Consider the following 18,975-nt stretch of genomic DNA (forward strand, 5'->3'; position numbering starts at 1 on the left):
TTTACCCGCTTGACAAGGGCTATATTTTGTTGAGCCGGAAAAAATAAATTTTCAATAAGTCTGCCGTCAAAACATACAAGAGTAAAATGATAAGAAGTGCTATAACTTGTTGCAGATGAGCGATGGAAAACCCGAACAGGGGCGCTAAGGGCGAAACCGGCAAATAAATGGTTAACAGCAGCGAAAAGATGCCCGTAAACATCAGCCAGATACCCGGTTTACTGCGGATAAACGAATTCCGGGTGCGGATAATGAAAAGAATGAGCAGTTCCGTTATCGCTGATTCCAGAAACCAGCCGGTTTGAAATGGAGGACCCGACAGGTGTAGATAGTGGTAAAGGGTATAAAAGGTGATAAAATCAAACAGGGAACTGTGTAAACCAAACGTGATCATAAAATTGCGGATCATACTCAGGTCCCACCGCCGGGGTGCCGAAAGTTGTTCGGAATCCACTTCATCGGCCGCAATCGTTAAAAAAGGCAGGTCGGTGATCAGATTGGTCAGCAAAATCTGTTTGGGCAACATGGGCAAAAACGGAAGAAAAAGGGAGGCAACAGCCACGCTGAACATGTTGCCAAAGGTGGCGCCAGTGGTGATAAAGATGTACTTCATGGAATTGGCGAAGGATTTTCGCCCCTCCAGAATCCCATCGGCCAATACGGACAAATCCTTTTCCAGCAACACAAAATCGGCCGCTTCCTGCGCCACATCGACGGCATTGCTGGTCGAAATGCCGACATCGGCCGCGTGAATGGCGGCCACGTCGTTGATTCCATCGCCCATATAGGCCACCGTAGCCTTTGACTGTTGCAGAGCCTTGATGATCCGCTCTTTTTGATGAGGTTCAATTTCGGCAAATACGTCGGTTTTCGACACCCGAACCGGAAGTGCTTCGGGGGATAACCGATCGAGTTCTTCCCCCGTCAGCAGAACAGGCTGCTTGATTGCAATCAACTGAGCTGTATGGAGGGCCGCAAACCGGTTATCGCCTGTAATGATTTTGACAACGACCTGTTCCTGTCGGAGTTGCCGAATGGATTCGAGCGCACTTTTTTTCAACGGATCCTCCAGCAGAATATAGCCTAGAAAGATCATCTGCTGCTCATCCTGCCGGGTGATCGAGTCGGTTTCGACCGGTTTATAAGCCAATCCCAACACCCGGTAGCCTTTCTGGCAGTAATCGGCAAAGCGGTCTTCTATTTTTTGGCGGGTGGCGGTCTCCAGCCGTTCGGGCCGGTTGGGCTCTGTTTCGAGGTAACTGCACACGTCCAGCACACTGCCAAGGGCGCCTTTGGTAATAAAAAACCGTTCTTGTCCGTGACGAACGGCAATACTCAGGCGTTTCCGGATGAAATCATACGGGATTTCATTAAGTTTTTCAAAGCCATCCTGTGAAATCGGCAAGGCCGCGATAGCCTGGTCGATTGTGTTGGAAAAACCTTTTTGAAAAACCGCATTCAGGTAGGCGAACTGGGATAAACGGTAAGCGGGTTGGCCCTCCCAGTTGACGATCGCTTTCACCGTGGCGTTGCCTTCGGTAATGGTGCCGGTTTTGTCTGTACACAACACGGTAACCTCGCCGAAGTTGAAAATGGACGATAATTTCTTCACAATGACTTTTTTCGCCAGCATACGTTGTGCGCCCGCAGACATGGCAAAGATCATGATGGCGGGCAGTAATTCCGGAGCCATGCCGATTGCCAACGCCAGTGAAAACAAAACCGAATTAAAGAATGGCTTTTGGAAATATAAATTAGCGCCCAGAATGATGATCGACAGAACGATCGTAATCCGCAGCAGGAAATAACCAAAATGCTTGATACCTTTTTCAAAAGCGGTTTCGGCCGTTTGCGTCAGACTGTGCGTCATCTGGCCAAAGACTGTTTCGGTCCCCGTTTGCACGGCAAGTGCCCGCGCGGTGCCACTAATGACGTTAGACCCCTGCCAGAGACAATTCGTTTTCTGAAGAAGCGGAGCGGTTTCCGGGATGATCCCCACCTGTTTTTCCACAGGAAAGGACTCGCCCGTGAGCGCGCTCTCATTAACGTGTAATTCGTTGCTGTCCAGAAGCCGACAATCGGCCGGAATGATGTCTCCGGCTTCAAAGAGCAGCACATCGCCTGATACGACCTGTGAGGTAGGGACCTTGACCGATTTGTGGTCACGCAGCACGGTATGCGTTGTTTCAATCATCGATTGCAGTCGTTCGATGGCTCTTCCTGCATTGCGTTCCTGCCAGAAACCCAGTAAACCGGTGGCCAGTAAAATGGCGAGGATAATAGCCGTATCGGAAATCTCCCCCAGAAACGCGGATAATAACACCGCAACGACCAGAAGCAGGGTCAGGGGATTGGTAAACTGGCGAACAAGCAGCTTCAGCTCGCGACGAAACCGGCTTTCGGTTCGAAACGTTTTTCGCTGTTGCTTCTCCCGATCGGCCGCCTGAAAACTTTGTAGTCCAGCCGACGAGGAATCCAGCCGAGCGAACAGTGCTTCAACGGAAAGGGATGAAATAGGAAAGGAAGGCATGCTGACCGGCGCGGTTCGTTTTGTGCCTCAAAACTAGGCAGTTGGCCGGTTTGAGCCGATGACTCCCATCAGCCAGGAACGCAACAATTGTCATAACATCTGGTATAGCATATTCTGAGCGGTACCGTTACAGCAAGCCCGTATCAGCTTTGCAGAATCAAGAAGTAACATTCTGATTACCAGACAATTTTCAACTACAACCAAGACTATTATCTAGAAAAGTCGCTCATTCTTCATCCAGCCGTGTCCACAAGTTCTCAACGTCGTGATTTCGGAAAAAGAGTAAACAAACGGATGCGTTTATTGACTAAATCAAAATATTTTCAGAAAAAACAGGATTAAAAACCGCCTTTTCTGGCATTAGTAGAAAAACCACCCGGATCTTAGCCAGTCCGAACCGGTGATTGATGTATTCCTAAATCCCCTGATCAAGCGATATCTACTATGCCAATTCATTCAACGACGGATTTATGGCAAGCCTTTCGGGAGGGGGATCAGGCGGCTTTTCAACAGATCTACCGGTTGTATGCCCGGGACTTGCTGAATTACGGTCATCGCGTTACCCAGGACGTCCCCCTCATTGAAGACAGCATCCATGATCTGTTTATTGAATTGTGGCAAAGCCGGACCAATCTGAGCGAAACCGACTCCATTAAATTTTACCTTTTCCGGTCGCTGCGCAACAAGATCACCAAGGTGAGGCAACGGGATCTCTTCTTTCAGGCATCGGATATCGAAACCGTATCGATGCCGACGGATGATTTTATCATTGAAGGAAAGCTGATTGAGAAGGAAGAAACGGAACACGTGCACCGTCAGCTTCGAAAAAGTTATGTCCTGCTGACACCCCGACAGCAGGAAGCCCTGAATCTGCGTTTTTACCAGCACTTTGACAACGAAGAAATCGCCCGGATTATGGGGGTCAATTACCAGTCGGCCTGCCGGTTTATTTACTCCGCGCTAAAAACCCTCCGCGAATCCGTCCGGATTTTTTCCCTGGGATTGATGTGGTGCGGTCTGGATGCGATTTTTAAAATAATACAACCATGAATTATTACCAATTCAGTGCGGAAGACCTGGCTGCCGACGAGTTCTTCAAAGAATGGGTTTGCACTCCGACGCCCGAGACCGAAACGTTCTGGCGGGATTTTCTGCGCGAGTTTCCCGAACGGTATTACCACGTTATGGAGGCCCGCGAACTGGTTCAGGGTTTGTGGAAAGTTCAACACCAGTTCGGATTAACGCAGAAAGCCGAAAAAATCTGGAACCGGATAGAAAATACCCTGGCCGATGGCTCGGCGATGCCGGTAGTGAATGGGTGGAGCCGCTGGGTGTGGCAGGCAGCCGCAGCTCTGGTGCTCATCGCGGGCGCTGGCTGGCTGGTACTGCACCACAATTTACACTCCCAATCCGTTCGAAAAACCGCCCAAATCCCCAATGAATGGGTCGAAACCCTCAATGAAGCCAGCCAGATCATGCACATTCAGCTGGCGGATGGCAGTCGGATTGATTTACAGGAAGGCGGTCGCCTGCGATACCGGAAGGACCTGGCGGGCCTGCAACGGGAGGTCTACCTGACGGGAGAAGCTTTTTTTGAGGTGAAAAAGAATCCCAAGAAACCATTTGTGGTATACGCCAACGGCCTGGTGACCAAAGTGCTGGGAACGAGTTTTCAAATAAAAGCCCCAACGGATGCGCCCACGGTAACGGTTGATGTCAAAAGCGGGCGGGTGTCGGTGTATGCGCTTCATCCGGGACAACCGAATGATCAGGAGTCGAAGGGCGTGGTGCTGACCTCCAACCAGAAAGCGGTTTTTCAACGGGATCGGGCGATTCTCAATAAAACCCTGGTGGAATCGCCCCGGCTACTTCTCCCCAAAGAAACCGTCTCGTTCGTCTTTGAAGATGCCCGGGTTTCCCGCGTCTTTCAGGCAATCGAACAGTCCTATGGCGTCGATGTCGTTTATGACGAAGAAATCATGCAGCATTGTACGCTGACGCTCAACCTCAATGAAGAAACTCTTTTTCAGAAATTGACCGTCATCTGCAAAGTGCTCAATGCCGATTATAAACTCATTGATGGCCAGATTGTCATCTACACCAAAGAAGGCTGCCCAAAGACATTCTAACTCTCACCTTATTTCCTAAGCCCATATAAACGTGAAAAACACCCTTTTTTTTCGACGCAGGCACCCACCCGGTTCGTAGACGCCCGCTTGTAATCTGACTGAAATCCGTCGTGTCTTTACCCTCTGTATTGCGAGGGGGCAGGAAAGTATTGTGCCAAATAAATTAGATTCAAGCCAATGAAAAAAAGCATCCCTATTCTCCTTCACTTCATGAAACTGTCGCTCATGCAGGTTATTCTGGCCCTGGTCTATACAGGAATAACACTGGCGCACGGCGCAAACGCCCAGGAGTTGCTCAATCAGCGGGTGAGTGTTCGGATCGAAAATCAAAGCCTGCGGAAAGTGTTCAAGGAAATTGAAAGCATAACGCATATTCGATTTGCGTTTCGGCCCCGGGAAATCCCCTTTGAACGCAAAATGACGGTTATTGCGACCAATGAATCACTGGCGGAAGTTCTCGATAAAGTCGTGAAACCGCTCAAACTCCGGTACGAGGTGGTAGGGCGGCAGATCGTGATCAGTTCCGCTCCGTCGGTGGGAATTTCCGAATCCGATGATCAAACGAAGGTTGAAAACCGTTCGCCCGAGCCGGTTGACAAAAACATTTCGGGCCTAGTCACCAGCGAAACCGGCGAAGGGCTGCCGGGGGTGAGTGTGGTCGTCAAGAACACCACGCGGGGCACCACGACCGATGCAAACGGGAAGTTTACCATCACAGTTCCCGACGAAGCTCCGGTGCTGGTTTTTTCGTTTGTGGGCTATGCGCCCCAGGAAATTGCCGTGGGCAGTCAGTCGGTATTGGAAATCAAGCTGACGGAAGACAAAAAATCGCTGGAAGAAGTGGTCGTTGTCGGCTATGGCGCCCAATCCAAACGGATTGTAACGGGGGCAATTTCCCGCGTCAACATGAGCGTTACCGAGACTTTACCCAACACCAACATCACCCAGGCCCTTCGGGGGCGGGTGGCGGGTGTCCAGATTCTGGATACGGGCCGGCCCGGACAGGAAGGAACCGTGCTGATTCGCGGGCCGCGGTCGCTGAGTGGCTCGAATAATCCGTTGATTGTCCTCGACGGAATCATTTTTGGCGGGAGTCTGTCGGATATCAACCCCAACGACATTAAAAGTCTGGATATTCTGAAAGATGCGAGTGCATCAGCCATTTACGGCTCGCGGGCGGCCAACGGGGTTATCCTGATCACGTCCAAAGGCGGAGTGTCCGAAAAACCGACCATCAGTTTTAATGCCTTCGCCGGTGTATCTGACCGAAACCGGGATGTGCAGTTGTTTAATCTGGATCGCTATGTTCAGAGCAAGCTCGACTGGCGCAAGCAGTCGGGGCTGGATGCCGATCCGGCTAAAATCCTAACGTACCTGACCAAAACGGAAGCCGAGAATTACAGCAAGGGTATTTCGCACGATCCGTGGGAAGAAGCGTTCCAGAAGGCGGGCATCACGTCGTACGATCTGAGCATTTCGGGCCGGTCCAAAGCCACCAACTATTACCTGTCGGCGTCGATGGTCAACGAAAAAGGGATTGTCTATAACGATAATGTCAAACGGACCTCCTTTCGGGCCAACATAACCAATACGGTGACAAGCTGGCTGACGGTGGGACTGAACTCCACGTATGTACGCAGGGATCTTTCGGGGATCAATGCGAGTATTTCGCAGGCCTACAACAACAGCCCGCTGGGTACCTGGTATCATCCGGATGGGCAACCCAAAAAATACATCGTTGACGAAGATCAGGTATCGTCCAACTCGATTTATGACGCCAAAATGAGCGACAACAAAGAGGTGAACGACAACCTGTTCAGTAATTTTTTTGCGGAGGTGACGGTGCCGTTTATCGACGGATTATCGTACCGGGTCAATTATTCACCGAATTTTCGCTGGGGGCAAAACTATACGTTCTTCAAACAGGATAAATACCTGACCAACAACACGACCAGTGCTTCGAAAATCAACACCAAGTCGTTTGATTGGGTGCTTGAAAATATCCTGACCTACAGCCGACGGATCGGAACCGCCCACGCTATCGACGCAACCTTTCTGTACGGACGAAACCATCAGGAGATGGAATCGACGACGGCCCGGGGCAGCCAGTTAACGCTGGATGCACTGGGTTACAATGACCTGAACCTGGCGAGTGTCCGCGAAATAGCGTCAACGGCCAGAGCCCTGGAAGGGATTTCATCGATGGCCCGGCTGAACTACCGTTTCCGCGACAAATACCTGTTGACCCTGACAGCCCGCCGGGATGCCAGCTCGGTATTTTCGGTGAATCATAAGTATGCAACCTTTCCGTCGGCAGCTCTGGCCTGGATTGCTTCCGACGAGGAGTTTATCCGGAAACTCAATTTCCTCGATATGCTTAAAGTCCGGTTATCGTACGGCGCTGTCGGGAATCAGGGCATCGATCCGTACCAGTCGTTGAGTTTATCGGCCATTACGCAGTATGTTTTCGGCAACGGCGGACCCACCTCGACCGGTGTTTACCCATCGACCATCGGCAACCAGAACCTGAAGTGGGAAACGACCTATACGACCAACTTTGCCATTGATTTTGAACTGTTTAAGCGGAGGGTAGGCGGAACGCTGGAATTGTATACCAGTAAAACCACGGATTTGCTGGTGAATCGGAGCATCCCCACCATGACGGGTTACAACAACATTCTGACCAATATCGGGGAGATAAACAACCGGGGCGTCGAGCTGAGTCTCAACACCTCGAACATTAATTCGGCCCAATTTCAGTGGACGACCGATTTATCCTTTTCCAATAACAGAAACCGGATCATCAGCCTATACGGGACGGATTTGAACGGCGACGGCAAAGAGGATGATGACATTGCCAACAACTGGTTTATCGGGCATCCGATCACGTCGTATTTCGACTATACGTTTAATGGTATCTACCAGCAAGGCGATGAAATACCGTCGGGTTCGCAACCCGGTTTTGTCCGGCTGAAAGATTTGAATAATGACGGCGTGATCAATGCCAGCGACCGTTCAGTGGTTGGCAGCGGTGGACAACCCCGATTCCGGATCGGTATCACCAATAACTTCAGTTATGGCAACTGGTCATTTTCGTTTCTGGTCAATTCCATGCTGGGCTGGCAATCCAACTTTCCGCTGCTGAATACCGCCGTAAGCCCGAATGCCCCCGGTCGGGGAATTAACCAGCTGGATGCGGGCTACTGGACCGAAGAAAACCGGTCGAATACCCGCCCTTCGCTGGTGTACAACAATCCACTGAAACACGGCTGGTACGTGAGCCGAAACTTTGTCCGGCTTCAGGATATTTCACTGTCTTATACTTTTCCGGCCCGGCTCCTGAAACCGTTGTACGTTTCCAACCTGCGGGCCTATGTGGCCGTAAAGAACGCCCATGTGTTTACCCATTGGCCCGGTTCGGACCCGGAAAGTGGCGGCCGAAACGTAGGGGAGCTATTTCCGATGCCCCGAACATTTTCCGCAGGTATTAATCTAGGTTTCTAATCAAGGCTAAATAGATCGTTATGTCATCAGTATACAAGTACAAAATGCCGGGTTGGTCGCTGTTTCCGGTGATCGCTCTTACCCTTATGACTTTCTGGTCATGCCAGGATGATATTCTGAATGAAAAACCGATCGCAAACCTCAGTGCGGTGGGTGTGTTGGTGAATCCCAATGGATTTGACACCTACCTCATCGGGCTTCATGAAGCTGCGCGGGAGGAACTGGCGATGGACGACAACGTGTATTTTGGAACCAATTTTTCCGGAACCGACATCGGTTCTGATGCCGGGATTGAACACATTGGTTTCAAGAACTACCAGACCTACCTCACACCGGTCAGTACGGAAGCGCGGATGATTTGGGACTGGGCCTATTCGAAAATGATTCTCCGGGCTAATACCGTAATTACGTATGCCAATAAGCCGGAGTTACAGAAAATCTGGGATAACGATGCCCAGAAGAATGCCGTCATTGCTGAAGCCCGGTTTTTTCGGGGGTACACGTACAATTTGCTGGCGAATTTGTACGGGGGCGTTCCCATCGTCGACACCATCTATGCCTCACCCAAATCGGATTTTGTGCGGGCAACCCGGCAGCAGGTATACCAGTTTGCCAAAGCCGACCTTGAATTTGCCGCACGCTGGTTGCCCGATCAGGTGGCAGCGCTGAAAGAAGGTCGGATTGTGAAAGGAGCCGCACAGCATTTGCTGACCGAACTCTACATCAGTCTGAAAGAGTACGACAAAGCCATTGAGACGTCCACCAGCCTGATTAGTTCCGGACGGTATAAACTGATGACGGAACGGTTTGGCAGCGGCAAAGATCAGCCCGGCGATGTCTTTTCGGACCTCTTTCTGGATGGCAACCAGAACCGGAGTTCGGGCAACCTGGAAACCATCTATGTCTGGCAGTTTGAGAGCCTTACGCCCGGCGGGGGCGGCACGTCGGGCGGAAACCATACCTTACGCAACTGGGGACCTTTTCTGACCAAAATTACCGACCCTGAAGGCAAGGCCATTGTGGTTTCCGACAGCCTGGGCCGGGGCGTGGGCCGGGTGCGGGGTTCCACGTATTTTCTCTATACGATCTGGAAGGATAATGCGACGAATGACATCCGGAATTCGAGCCATAACATACGCCGGACCTTTTATTACAACAATTCGGGATCCAGCTACTTTAGAAAACCGGTAGAACCCAAAACCGCCCTGGATGATACCATGCGGAATATTTACCCGTATCCGCGAAAAATTGAAGGAAAACCGTGGAACAACAACAATGCCTCGGGCCGCACGGGTAAAGATGTGATTGTTTATCGGCTGGCGGAAACCTATCTCCTGCGGGCCGAAGCGTATCTGCTCAAAGGTGATCCGGCGAAAGCCGCTGAAGACATTAACACCGTGCGGCTTAGGGCCAAAGCCAAACCCGTTGCCAGCAGTACTGTCACCCTCGATTATATTCTGGACGAACGGGCGCGGGAGCTGATCACCGAAGAACCCCGCCGTCGGACGCTGATCCGGATGGGCAAACTCGTTGAGCGGGTTCGGAAATACAACCTGCTCGACATCAGCCGGACGACCATTCAGGATTACCACGAATTTTTTCCCATTCCGCAAACCGCAATTGATGCTAACTTTACGAAGGAGTTAGTTCAAAACCCCGGTTATTAATTAGTCACTATCCCTCCCTGATTATGATTCGTTACTCATTGTTATTTCTTTTTCTTGCCCTTAAAACAGTCGGCCTGGCCCAGTCAAAAACCGGTCAGCCTAACGATATTACCGGCAAATACGTATTACCGGAGAAAGCAACACCCGGAAGCGGAGCGGTACTCAAAGCGGAACTGATTTATCCGCTGGATAACAAACCGACTCCCCAGACGCACGCATCGACTATCGTGGAAACCCCGGCGGGAATGATTGCGGCCTTTTTCTCAGGCACATACGAAAAACACCCCGACGTGGGCATCCGGGTTTCCCGGCTGGAAAACGGGAAATGGACCTGGCCTGAAGAGGTAGCCAACGGCGTGGTGAACGAAACCCTGCGTTACCCCTGCTGGAATCCGGTGTTGTTCCGGCGAAAAGACGGAACCGTAATGCTTTTTTATAAAGTAGGGCCGGACCCCACAACCTGGTGGGGAATGCTGATGGAATCGACGGATAATGGAAAAACCTGGTCGAAACCAGTGAAGCTTGGTGAAGATAAAAAAATAGGTCATTTGCTCGGCCCCATCAAGAACAAACCTGTACAACTCAGCGACGGATCCATTCTTAACCCTACCAGTATCGAATACCTGAAAGATAAGGTTCAGGACTGGATGGTTTATTTCGAAATCAGCCGCGACAACGGCAAAACCTGGGAAGTAGTCGGCCCGATTCATGACGGTGTCGAATTCGACGCGATCCAGCCCAGCATATTATTTCACGGCGGCAAGAAGCTGCAGGTCATTTGCCGAACCAAGCAGGATGTGCTGGCACAAAGCTGGTCGAATGACAACGGTAAAACCTGGGGGCCGGTGACTGCGCTCGATCTGCCCAATCCAAACAGCGGAACCGACGCGGTGACGCTGAAAGACGGCCGGCAGCTGCTGGTCTATAATCACAGCACGAAAAACGGCAGCGAACCCAAAGGCCGCAATATGCTGAACGTGGCGTTGTCGAAGGACGGTAAGAAATGGGTACCCTTCGTCACGCTCGAAAATGAGCCGATCAGACATGGGTACGCCTATCCGGCGGTGATTCAGGCTGCCAACGGCCTGGTACATATCACATACACCTACAACCGGGAGTCAATCAAACACGTGGTTCTGGACCCGTCAAAACTGAAGCTGTAGCCGCACATTTACCGAAACCATCAATCCTGACTATATCGAGCAGCACCGAGAGGAGTTCTTGGCCGGACCTAATAGGTTCGGCCAAGCAAATTCAAGGAATGGCTATGGAATTGTCCTTTGCGAAGGGAAAGGACAATTCCATAGCCATTCTCGGTTAAAGACTTTGCCAAGGAATTGATCCGACCCGAATTCCTCAATGGCACCAACCAAAAGTTCAACCGGAGATATCGATAAAGACGGTTACCCCGTCCGGAAAACCGGAAAATTCACCGATATCCGACGAGACGTTGCGCCCGGGAAACCGGCCCAAGACAAACGCCTGGACAGGGCAAAGAAAAAAAAGTGAAAAAAAATTTGAATATGACCGATCGGTCAGGTATATTTGTCTCATTATTCAGCGGTTCGTTTTGCGGCTCTTGAAGCGGAATGCCTGGGCCAGGTCAGCAACCGTTCTTTTTTTGGACAAAAAACAACCGATCGGTCACAAATTTAGAATACGATGGTTAACCCAGCAGAAATAATGATGAAAGTGCAGAAAGCAGGGTTCGTCACCGGAGCCTCGAAGGGAATTGGCTTCGAGATTGTCAAGACCGCCATTCTGACCGGAGATAATGCCGGTTTTGCTACCAACGTACGGCAGAGGACCCGGAAGGTCGATGCCTGGGAAGCCGACCGCAACATCCTGACCGAAGCCTGATTAACCGCTATTCTCTCCATATTTCATAAACCATTTCATCAAACTCCTATGTCAATTTCACAACAGCCGTCCCTTGCTCGGACTCCTGACCTGCACGGCACCGCCCCAACCCACTATATTACGGTAAACGGCACTCAAATCGCCTAGCGCAAATTCGGAAAGCCCAGTGCGGTTCCGCTGGTTTTTTTCCACCATTTCACGGCTACCCTCGATGACTGGGACCCCCGGATTACCAACGGACTGGCCCGCCATTTCGAAGTCATTCTGTTCGATAACGTGGGGATCGGCGGCAGCGAAGGCGTGGCCCCGGACACCATCGAGGCCCAGGCCGATGACGCCATCGCCTTTATCAAAGCCCTGGGGTACCAGAAAGTAGACATTCTGGCCCTTTCCATGGGCGGTTTTACGGCCCAGGTAGTCGTTCAAAAGGCTCCGGAACTGGTCCGTAAGCTTATTCTGACCGGTACCGGCCCGCAAGGCAGTGAAGGCCTGCTGAACATTACCGAAGCCCTCGGACAGGCCAGTGCCCGCACTCCCGAAGATCCCCGACTGTTTCTTTTTTACAGTCCTTCCGAAGAGAGCCAGCGGATTGGCCGCAGCGTGCTGGCGCGGATGAATGCCCGTACGGTCGACCGTGTTCCCAAAGCCAGGCTGGAATCCATTCAGAACCAGTTAAAAGCCATCCTTGCCTGGGGCCATCCCCAGGACGGTAGCCTGGAAAAGTTACGAGCCGTAAACCACCCGGTCTGGGTCGTCAACGGCAGTCATGACATCATGGTGCCGACCATCAACTCTTATACCCTGTTTCACTACCTGCCCAATGCCTGGCTGAGCCTGTATCCCGATTCGGGCCACGGGGCGATGTTTCAGTACGGTGAACGCTTTGTCAAGGAAGCAACCGAGTTTTTGCTAGCCGCCTAAACAAGCTTAGACCAACCCGTAGAACGGGCCCTCCGTTCTACTTTTCAATACCATCACAAACCGTTCAAAACGATGAATACCACACTCCAATGGGACACGCTCTTTGCGAAACGTCCCGGATTAAACCGCGATCTGCCCGCGGGCCATGAAAACCTGATGTGGGTCTCCAATACCGCAACGCTGATTTACGGGGATCAGGATGCGGTTCTGGTCGATACCTTCCTGACGGTCGAACACAATCAGATGCTGGTCAACTGGATTGCGGCCCATAACCGCAACCTGAAAGCCGTCTACATCACGCACGGTCACGGAGACCACTTTTTTGGACTGGATATCATCCGGGAACGTTACCCGGACGTTCAGTTCCTGGCCACGCCCAAAGTTGTCTCGGCCATCGCGCATCACATTGCGGCCGCACACACGTCCCAGTTCTGGCAAAAGCTCTATCCCGGTCAGATCTCGGAAAACCTACTGACGCCCGAACCCATGAGCGAGCCGGTGCTGTATCTGGAGGGAAACGCCCTACGGGCGATCGATGCGGGCCCTACAGACACCGCGGATACCACCTGTCTTTGGGTGCCTTCCATCGGTCTGCTGGTGGGCGGGGATGTCATTTATAATGGCGTGCATCCCTACCTGGCCGAAACAACGAAGCAGACGCGAAACGAGTGGCGACATACCTTGCAGCAACTGGCGTCGCTACAACCCGCCGTGGTCATCGCAGGGCATAAAAACCCGACCCTCCCGGACGATCCCCGCTGCGTGAACCAGACGCTGGAATACCTGGAAACCATTGAAACGCTTTCCCGGGAAACGGCCTCCGCCGAAGCATTGTTCGACCAGATGATGCTCCGGTATCCGGATTACGTCAATCCGGGCTCCTTATGGCGAGCCGTTCACACGATCAAATCTGAAACGGCTGACCAGTGAAACCGCTCCTTATCCGGTAGTGAGGAAGCAGGCGAACAGGCTCATTTTTCGGGTCAGGAGGCTTCTAAACCATTTTTGAAGGGCTCCTAGAAGCAGTCAGTTATATTTGTAAACAAACAGGTGTATTATGACAAAAGGTGAAGAAACCCGGCAATTCATCGTGGAGCGTTCTGCTCCCATTTTCAATACCAAAGGGATTGCTGCAACGGCCATGAGCGACATTATGGCGGCCACGAAGCTCTCAAAAGGCAGTTTATATGTGCACTTCGAGAATAAGGAAGACCTGGCGGCCGTTGTAGTCGATTACAACATGCAATTACTGGCTGAAAAGGTACTGGACACCGTCAACAGCCACACCAACGCCAAAGATCGGCTGTTTGCTTACTTCGATTTTTTTCTGGATTCGCAGCATTCACCCGTGGTAGGCGGATGTCCGATGATGAACTTTGGAACCGAGGCCGATGATACCAATGAATTGATCAGGGCAAAAGTTAACGACGTTATTAATAGCAGCCAGGGAATCATCCGAGACATCATTGAGCAGGGAATCCGGGATGGCGTGTTTAAAGCCGACTGGAATTACAAGGAATTCGCTACCGTTGCTTTTGCGATGCTTGAGGGTGGTATCCTGATCATCCGCGTAGCCGGCCATAATGCCAAGATGAAGATCATCAACAAAACCCTGAAGGAAATGGTGATGCAGCAACTGACATAAGACAATCGTATGCGACGGCTGGTCAATGTCCCGGAATGCATTTCGCCGGAATAGGTATGCCTCGAGAACGGGTAGTGTCAGAAACCCCTACTTGAGCCTATGACTTTCCATACTTGTAGCCAACTCGCGTCTTTTCTCCCTGACGGCATACATCTCAGGACATCCGCTTTCCTATTTGCCCGTCATTTGAATAGTTGGGGCAAGAGTCCTTAAGGTGCTGCCACCTGGCCCTATGCGTCCATCGGCTTGCGTTTAGCGTCTGCATCCATTTTCCATAAAGCTTCTGGACTTACAAGGAGATTCATGCGCCGTAAACAACGTGTTGTTACAGAATCCTCTCTATCTTTGCGTGATTCCTACTCCAAAAGTGTGGGCCACTTTGACCCGCCTACCTGGGTAGCCTCTCCGCAATACACCGTTAAAAGCCGAAGCTACGGCCTGCTTTGGGCCGGTTTGCTAATCAATTCCAGACCGATGATCCAGCTCCAAAACGTCCGTCCGGATGAGCAGCAGGCTCTTATAACCCTGCTCCAAAAAGTCCAATTGCTGACGGATGATTTACCGGCTGATCTCTCCGATTTTGTCATTGCCAAAGAACATGATACGCTAATTGGTGTGGCTGGCCTGGAGCGCTTCGGTTCGGTGGGCCTGCTGCGCTCGGTAGCGGTTGATCCACCCTACCGGGGTCAACACATAGCCGCGCAACTGATCGGCCGATTGCTTGAGACGGCCGAAGCAGCGGGCCTGAGAGAAGTGTATCTGATCACCACAACCGCTGATCGCTATTTTGAGCGACACGGTTTTCAGCCGGTCAATCGTCAGGACGTGCCGACCACCATTCAACAGACACAGCAGTTTAGCGATTTATGCCCGTCAACAGCCGTGGTGATGAAACGACTCCTGTGAGTCTATAGCTGTAAACCAATCGCTTCATTACGATTCAGAACTAAACTCTTTTTCCTGGCCGACGATCCGTAAGAAAATATAGCCGATCAGGCCCGATAAAACGGATGCCGTGAGCACCGCAAACTTCGCTTCGGACGAGATCAAAACCTGATCCGGAAAGGACAACAGGGCAATAAAAACCGACATGGTGAAGCCAATACCGCCCAGGATACCTACGCCGATCAGGTGCCGCCACCGGGCTCCCGTTGGCAGGAGACCTAACCCCGCTTTTACGGCCATCCAGGAAAAGAGCGAAATTCCCAGCGGCTTGCCGACCAGCAACCCCAAGAGGATGCCCAGGCCCATCGTTGTCGTCAGGCCGTCTACCATACCCGACTCAAAACGGATGTTCGTATTCGCCAGCGCGAACAGCGGCATGATGACAAAATTCACCGGTTTTAATAACGCATGCTCCAGCTTTTCCAGCGGAGATTCGGTATCATCCGGCGTGGTGGGTAGGGTGAGTGCGGTCAATACCCCGGCAATGGTGGCATGAATGCCGGAATGATGGACGAAGTACCACATGACCAGACCCGGAATCAGGTAAAAGGCCAGATGTTTGATTCCCAATCGGTTAAAGACTATCAGCAACGCAAAAAGGATCCCAGCGTAGACCAGATAACCCACATGCAGTTCGGTGGAATAAAACAGGGCAATGACCAGAATCGCGCACAGATCATCCACAATGGCCAGGGCCGCCAGAAACACTTTCAGCGCAGCCGGAATCCGTTTGCCCAACAGTGTTATAATGGCCAGCGCAAAGGCAATGTCAGTGGCCATGGGAATGCCCCAGCCAACGGCCGTGGGCGTTCCCCGGTTGATCACAAAATAAATGGTCGCAGGTACGACCACGCCCCCCAGCGCGGCCAGAATGGGCAACGCTGCTTTTTTGAAGGAGGCTAATTCCCCCTCGATCAGCTCGCGTTTAATTTCCAGTCCGACCATCAGGAAAAACACCGCCATCAGTCCGTCGTTGATCCAGTTCAGGAGTGAATACTTTAGCGCCAGACCCGCTCCATTAAACCCGACTTGCTGCGTGAGAAAATGCGCGTATGAAGCGCCCCATGCCGAGTTAGCCACTAGCAACGAGATCAGGACACTCCCCATCAGCAGCAACCCGCCAAATGAGCCAGACGCGGAAAATTTTCGAAATATTTTTAAAACCGATTTCATGCTATTCTTTTTGTTAGGCCAGGTGCGGACTCGTCGGAACGGCTTCTATTCATCCACCAGCCCCTTTTCTCCGGAGCCACCCTGCTGTTCACCTCAATGATGCCGACCGCATTGACTAGCACTCGGCGCTCGGGTCCTATAGGTGAACGATCCATCCCATTCATTGAACGCTCTCTTTTAAGGCCTCATGGCTTTTGTTAATCACTTCTTTAATGATTTCGTCAAGATCCGTGGCCGACTGAAGCAGATAAGACCGTGCGGTTTGCCGGGTCTGGTCATCATTGTCCGGATCGTCCAGCAACGAGATCAATCCCAAGATTCGCGCGAGGGGCGCACGGACCAGGTGAGCCTGTGTCCAGGCAATTTCCCTTAGTCGCACGTTATGGGCTTCAACGGCCTTCGTATAAGCTACTTTTTCCGTGATATCCTGCATGGCTCCGATCATTCGCACGGGCTGGCCGGTATGCTCATCAAAAATCAGAAAGCCACGGTCCAGCACATATTTATAAGCGCCGTCTGCACACCGGAAGCGATACTCACTGGTCCATCGCGGTATTTTATGAATCATATTATGGCCAATGAGTTGTTCAACTCTTTCGATATCGTCCGGATGAACCCGGTCATGCCACCATTGGTGATCATACGCTGTCTCCTGGTATCCAAATATCGCTTTTATGCCATAATTCCACAAAAGTCGGTCAGCTACCATGTCCATGTCCCAGATGGAATCGCTTGTTGCCTTCGATACGGCATTATACCGATCCAGGTGTTCTTTGATCTTTAATTCGTTTTCTACCCGCTCAGTGACAATCCGGGAGTTGCAAACGATGCCGCCGATGGCCTCATCATCCCGCATGTCGGTGATAACCGTCTCGACCCAGTGTATTTTCCCCTGCTTATCAACATACCTGAAGGGAGCCACCTCATGCTGTTTCTTGCTATTTAGCAGTTCAAATTCCTGTATGAGAACGTCCCGATCGGCTTCATGAATGAAGTTGAAGGCATTATATCCGATAAACTCTTCCAGAGTAATGCCTAACACGCGTTCTATATTAGGACTTACGTATTTACAATAACCGTCCATCTCAATGATCGCAATAAGATCCGACCCCTCCTGGATCAGCGTCTTGAAGCGTCGTTCACTGTTCCTGAGCGCCTGTTCGGACTTCTTTAACTCGGTGACATCCGTAGCCACCACAATTCGGGCCTGTTTTTCGCCAAACCGGATGGAGTTACCGCGGATATTGACCTGGATGACTTCTCCTGACTTCTTCAGGTGGCGTACTTCCGATGCGTGAAACAGCCCGTGCCTGACCTCATTCCGGATGGTACCAACCAAAATCGGCCAATCTTCCTCCGGCCGGATCTGGAGGATGGACATGGCCAGAAACTCCTTCTTCGTATACCCATAATGCACCATCGCGGCCTCATTCACGTCCAGAAACATCAACGAATCCAGGTCATAAACCCACATGGGCAGGGGACTCAGTTGGAACAGGTCACTGTAGGTATCTTTCAGGGATTCGAGTTCGGCCTGGGCTTTTTTTCGCCCGGAAATATCACGAAGAACCCCGATCATCCGCGTTGCACGACCCTGCTGGTCCCGAAGAACATATCCATTTTCTTCGACAAAAGTATAGACCCCGTCCGCTCTTTTTAACCGGTAACTAACTGTCCAGCTATTCTTTAACGGGTCATCCAACGTCGTATTCAAACTACACTCCAGAGCCGGAATATCCTCCGGATGTACTAGTGCGGCCCATTTTTCAATCGAGAAGCGGTCATCTTCGGCGTATCCAAACCAGCGAAAGAACGCTTCCCCCCAATGGATGAAATTAAGCGCAATATCCCAATCATAAATGGCATCGTCCGTTGCTTTATTGACATAATAATACCGCTCGTTGCTTAGCTGAAGTTTCTGTTCAATCTGTTTGCGTTCGTTGATCTCCTGCGCCATTTTAAGGGCATTGTCGGTGAGTTTCTTTTCGGCTTTAAACAAGGTTGTTACGTCTGTGGAGCTTTGGACGATATAGTGAATCGTTCCTTCTTCATCCAATAAAGGATACGTTTCTATATTCCAGTAACGCACATCCTCATCGCTTTCCGAAGCAGCGGGTAAGTTATACCGGTGATTCCTGATTACGCAGGGAGTTTTATCCGTTAAAACATGGTCGAATGCCCGGTGAATCGTTAGCGTCCGGCTCCCATCATCATCCTGGTTGATGGGGAAAGCGTCAAAGAAACGCCGGCCAACCAGAGCGGAAGAATGGGTATTCGTGGCCGATAAAAATGCACGATTGACCGCTGCAATCGTGTAGCCCGGTTTATCCGGCTTTAGAATGGCACATGGCGTAGGAATTGAGTTATAAAGTAATGCAATCTCGTTCAAGCTCAACATAATTCAACTGCCTTAATCGGTGCTGGTATCGACCGGTTTTCGAATAGGTAGCCAGGTATACTTCGTTATCGGCAACGTTGTAAAAATCCTCCGTAAAACGCAACCAATGGCATTGTGGTGCGGCCGGAGAAAACCCTGAACGGGTAAGCAGCAAGACCTGCCGGGGTTTTGCCCCAGAGAAGCGTACGCATCCTGACCCTGCC

Annotated in this window: 13 protein-coding genes; 10 read left to right on the top strand and 3 right to left on the bottom strand. The window is 51.3% G+C overall.

Translation table 11 applies throughout. The features are described from left to right. Positions 1-19 precede the first annotated feature (19 nt). Positions 20-2,530: a magnesium-translocating P-type ATPase gene (mgtA, locus tag ACFPMF_RS24320; protein WP_379850021.1), complete on the bottom strand. Its 2,511-nt coding sequence runs from the start codon at positions 2,528-2,530 to the stop codon at positions 20-22. A 444-nt stretch (positions 2,531-2,974) separates the two neighbouring features. Here mgtA and ACFPMF_RS24325 point away from each other — a divergent pair, with 444 nt between their 5' ends. From ACFPMF_RS24325 to arsN2, 10 genes are all read left to right on the top strand, one after another. Continuing rightward, positions 2,975-3,580 (top strand): RNA polymerase sigma factor, encoded by a 606-nt coding sequence (locus ACFPMF_RS24325; protein ID WP_379850023.1) that lies wholly within the window; start codon positions 2,975-2,977, stop codon positions 3,578-3,580. Beyond that, a complete protein-coding gene (locus ACFPMF_RS24330; protein WP_379850025.1) occupies positions 3,577-4,659 on the top strand; it encodes a FecR family protein in 1,083 nt (360 codons plus the stop codon). The genes ACFPMF_RS24325 and ACFPMF_RS24330 overlap by 4 nt, the downstream gene beginning before the upstream one ends. A gap of 177 nt (positions 4,660-4,836) precedes the next feature. Beyond that, a complete protein-coding gene (locus ACFPMF_RS24335) occupies positions 4,837-8,163 on the top strand; it encodes a TonB-dependent receptor (RefSeq protein ID WP_379850027.1) in 3,327 nt (1,108 codons plus the stop codon). A gap of 86 nt (positions 8,164-8,249) precedes the next feature. Beyond that, on the top strand, positions 8,250-9,830 hold the full coding sequence (locus tag ACFPMF_RS24340) for a RagB/SusD family nutrient uptake outer membrane protein (protein WP_379850029.1): 1,581 nt from the start codon (positions 8,250-8,252) through the stop codon (positions 9,828-9,830). Positions 9,831-9,853: 23 nt separating this feature from the next. Beyond that, complete coding sequence (locus ACFPMF_RS24345; protein WP_379850031.1) at positions 9,854-10,993, top strand: sialidase family protein; 1,140 nt, start codon at positions 9,854-9,856, stop codon at positions 10,991-10,993. Between the two features lie 499 nt (positions 10,994-11,492). After that, positions 11,493-11,690, top strand: coding sequence for a hypothetical protein (locus ACFPMF_RS24350; protein WP_379850033.1), 198 nt, complete (start codon positions 11,493-11,495; stop codon positions 11,688-11,690). 177 nt (positions 11,691-11,867) lie between these two features. Further along, on the top strand, positions 11,868-12,611 hold the full coding sequence (locus ACFPMF_RS24355; RefSeq protein ID WP_379850228.1) for an alpha/beta fold hydrolase: 744 nt from the start codon (positions 11,868-11,870) through the stop codon (positions 12,609-12,611). A 72-nt stretch (positions 12,612-12,683) separates the two neighbouring features. Continuing rightward, entirely contained in the window at positions 12,684-13,541 is an 858-nt protein-coding gene (locus tag ACFPMF_RS24360; RefSeq protein ID WP_379850035.1) for an MBL fold metallo-hydrolase, read from the top strand. A 127-nt stretch (positions 13,542-13,668) separates the two neighbouring features. Beyond that, positions 13,669-14,256: a TetR/AcrR family transcriptional regulator gene (locus ACFPMF_RS24365; RefSeq protein WP_379850037.1), complete on the top strand. Its 588-nt coding sequence runs from the start codon at positions 13,669-13,671 to the stop codon at positions 14,254-14,256. Between the two features lie 345 nt (positions 14,257-14,601). After that, complete coding sequence (arsN2, locus tag ACFPMF_RS24370) at positions 14,602-15,162, top strand: arsenic resistance N-acetyltransferase ArsN2 (protein WP_379850039.1); 561 nt, start codon at positions 14,602-14,604, stop codon at positions 15,160-15,162. A 27-nt stretch (positions 15,163-15,189) separates the two neighbouring features. Here the strand turns inward: arsN2 and nhaA are convergent, their stop codons facing one another. Next, positions 15,190-16,374, bottom strand: a complete 1,185-nt coding sequence (gene nhaA, locus ACFPMF_RS24375; RefSeq protein WP_379850041.1) for a Na+/H+ antiporter NhaA — start codon at positions 16,372-16,374, stop codon at positions 15,190-15,192. A 160-nt stretch (positions 16,375-16,534) separates the two neighbouring features. Next, the gene (locus ACFPMF_RS24380) at positions 16,535-18,772 is read right to left on the bottom strand and encodes a PAS domain-containing protein (RefSeq protein ID WP_379850043.1); all 2,238 of its coding nucleotides are present in this window, start codon (positions 18,770-18,772) and stop codon (positions 16,535-16,537) included. Positions 18,773-18,975: the final 203 nt, after the last annotated feature.

It is taken from the genome of Larkinella bovis, from assembly GCF_042655385.1.
GTDB lineage: Bacteria > Bacteroidota > Bacteroidia > Cytophagales > Spirosomataceae > Larkinella > Larkinella bovis.

Coding starts and splice junctions, on each gene's coding strand:
- ACFPMF_RS24380 (WP_379850043.1), bottom strand. CDS start 18,772: ATGTTGAGCTTGAACGAGATTGCATTACTTTATAACTCAATTCCTACG.
- ACFPMF_RS24350 (WP_379850033.1), top strand. CDS start 11,493: ATGGTTAACCCAGCAGAAATAATGATGAAAGTGCAGAAAGCAGGGTTC.
- mgtA (WP_379850021.1), bottom strand. CDS start 2,530: ATGCCTTCCTTTCCTATTTCATCCCTTTCCGTTGAAGCACTGTTCGCT.
- ACFPMF_RS24325 (WP_379850023.1), top strand. CDS start 2,975: ATGCCAATTCATTCAACGACGGATTTATGGCAAGCCTTTCGGGAGGGG.
- nhaA (WP_379850041.1), bottom strand. CDS start 16,374: ATGAAATCGGTTTTAAAAATATTTCGAAAATTTTCCGCGTCTGGCTCA.
- ACFPMF_RS24330 (WP_379850025.1), top strand. CDS start 3,577: ATGAATTATTACCAATTCAGTGCGGAAGACCTGGCTGCCGACGAGTTC.
- ACFPMF_RS24345 (WP_379850031.1), top strand. CDS start 9,854: ATGATTCGTTACTCATTGTTATTTCTTTTTCTTGCCCTTAAAACAGTC.
- ACFPMF_RS24335 (WP_379850027.1), top strand. CDS start 4,837: ATGAAAAAAAGCATCCCTATTCTCCTTCACTTCATGAAACTGTCGCTC.
- ACFPMF_RS24360 (WP_379850035.1), top strand. CDS start 12,684: ATGAATACCACACTCCAATGGGACACGCTCTTTGCGAAACGTCCCGGA.
- ACFPMF_RS24340 (WP_379850029.1), top strand. CDS start 8,250: ATGACTTTCTGGTCATGCCAGGATGATATTCTGAATGAAAAACCGATC.
- ACFPMF_RS24365 (WP_379850037.1), top strand. CDS start 13,669: ATGACAAAAGGTGAAGAAACCCGGCAATTCATCGTGGAGCGTTCTGCT.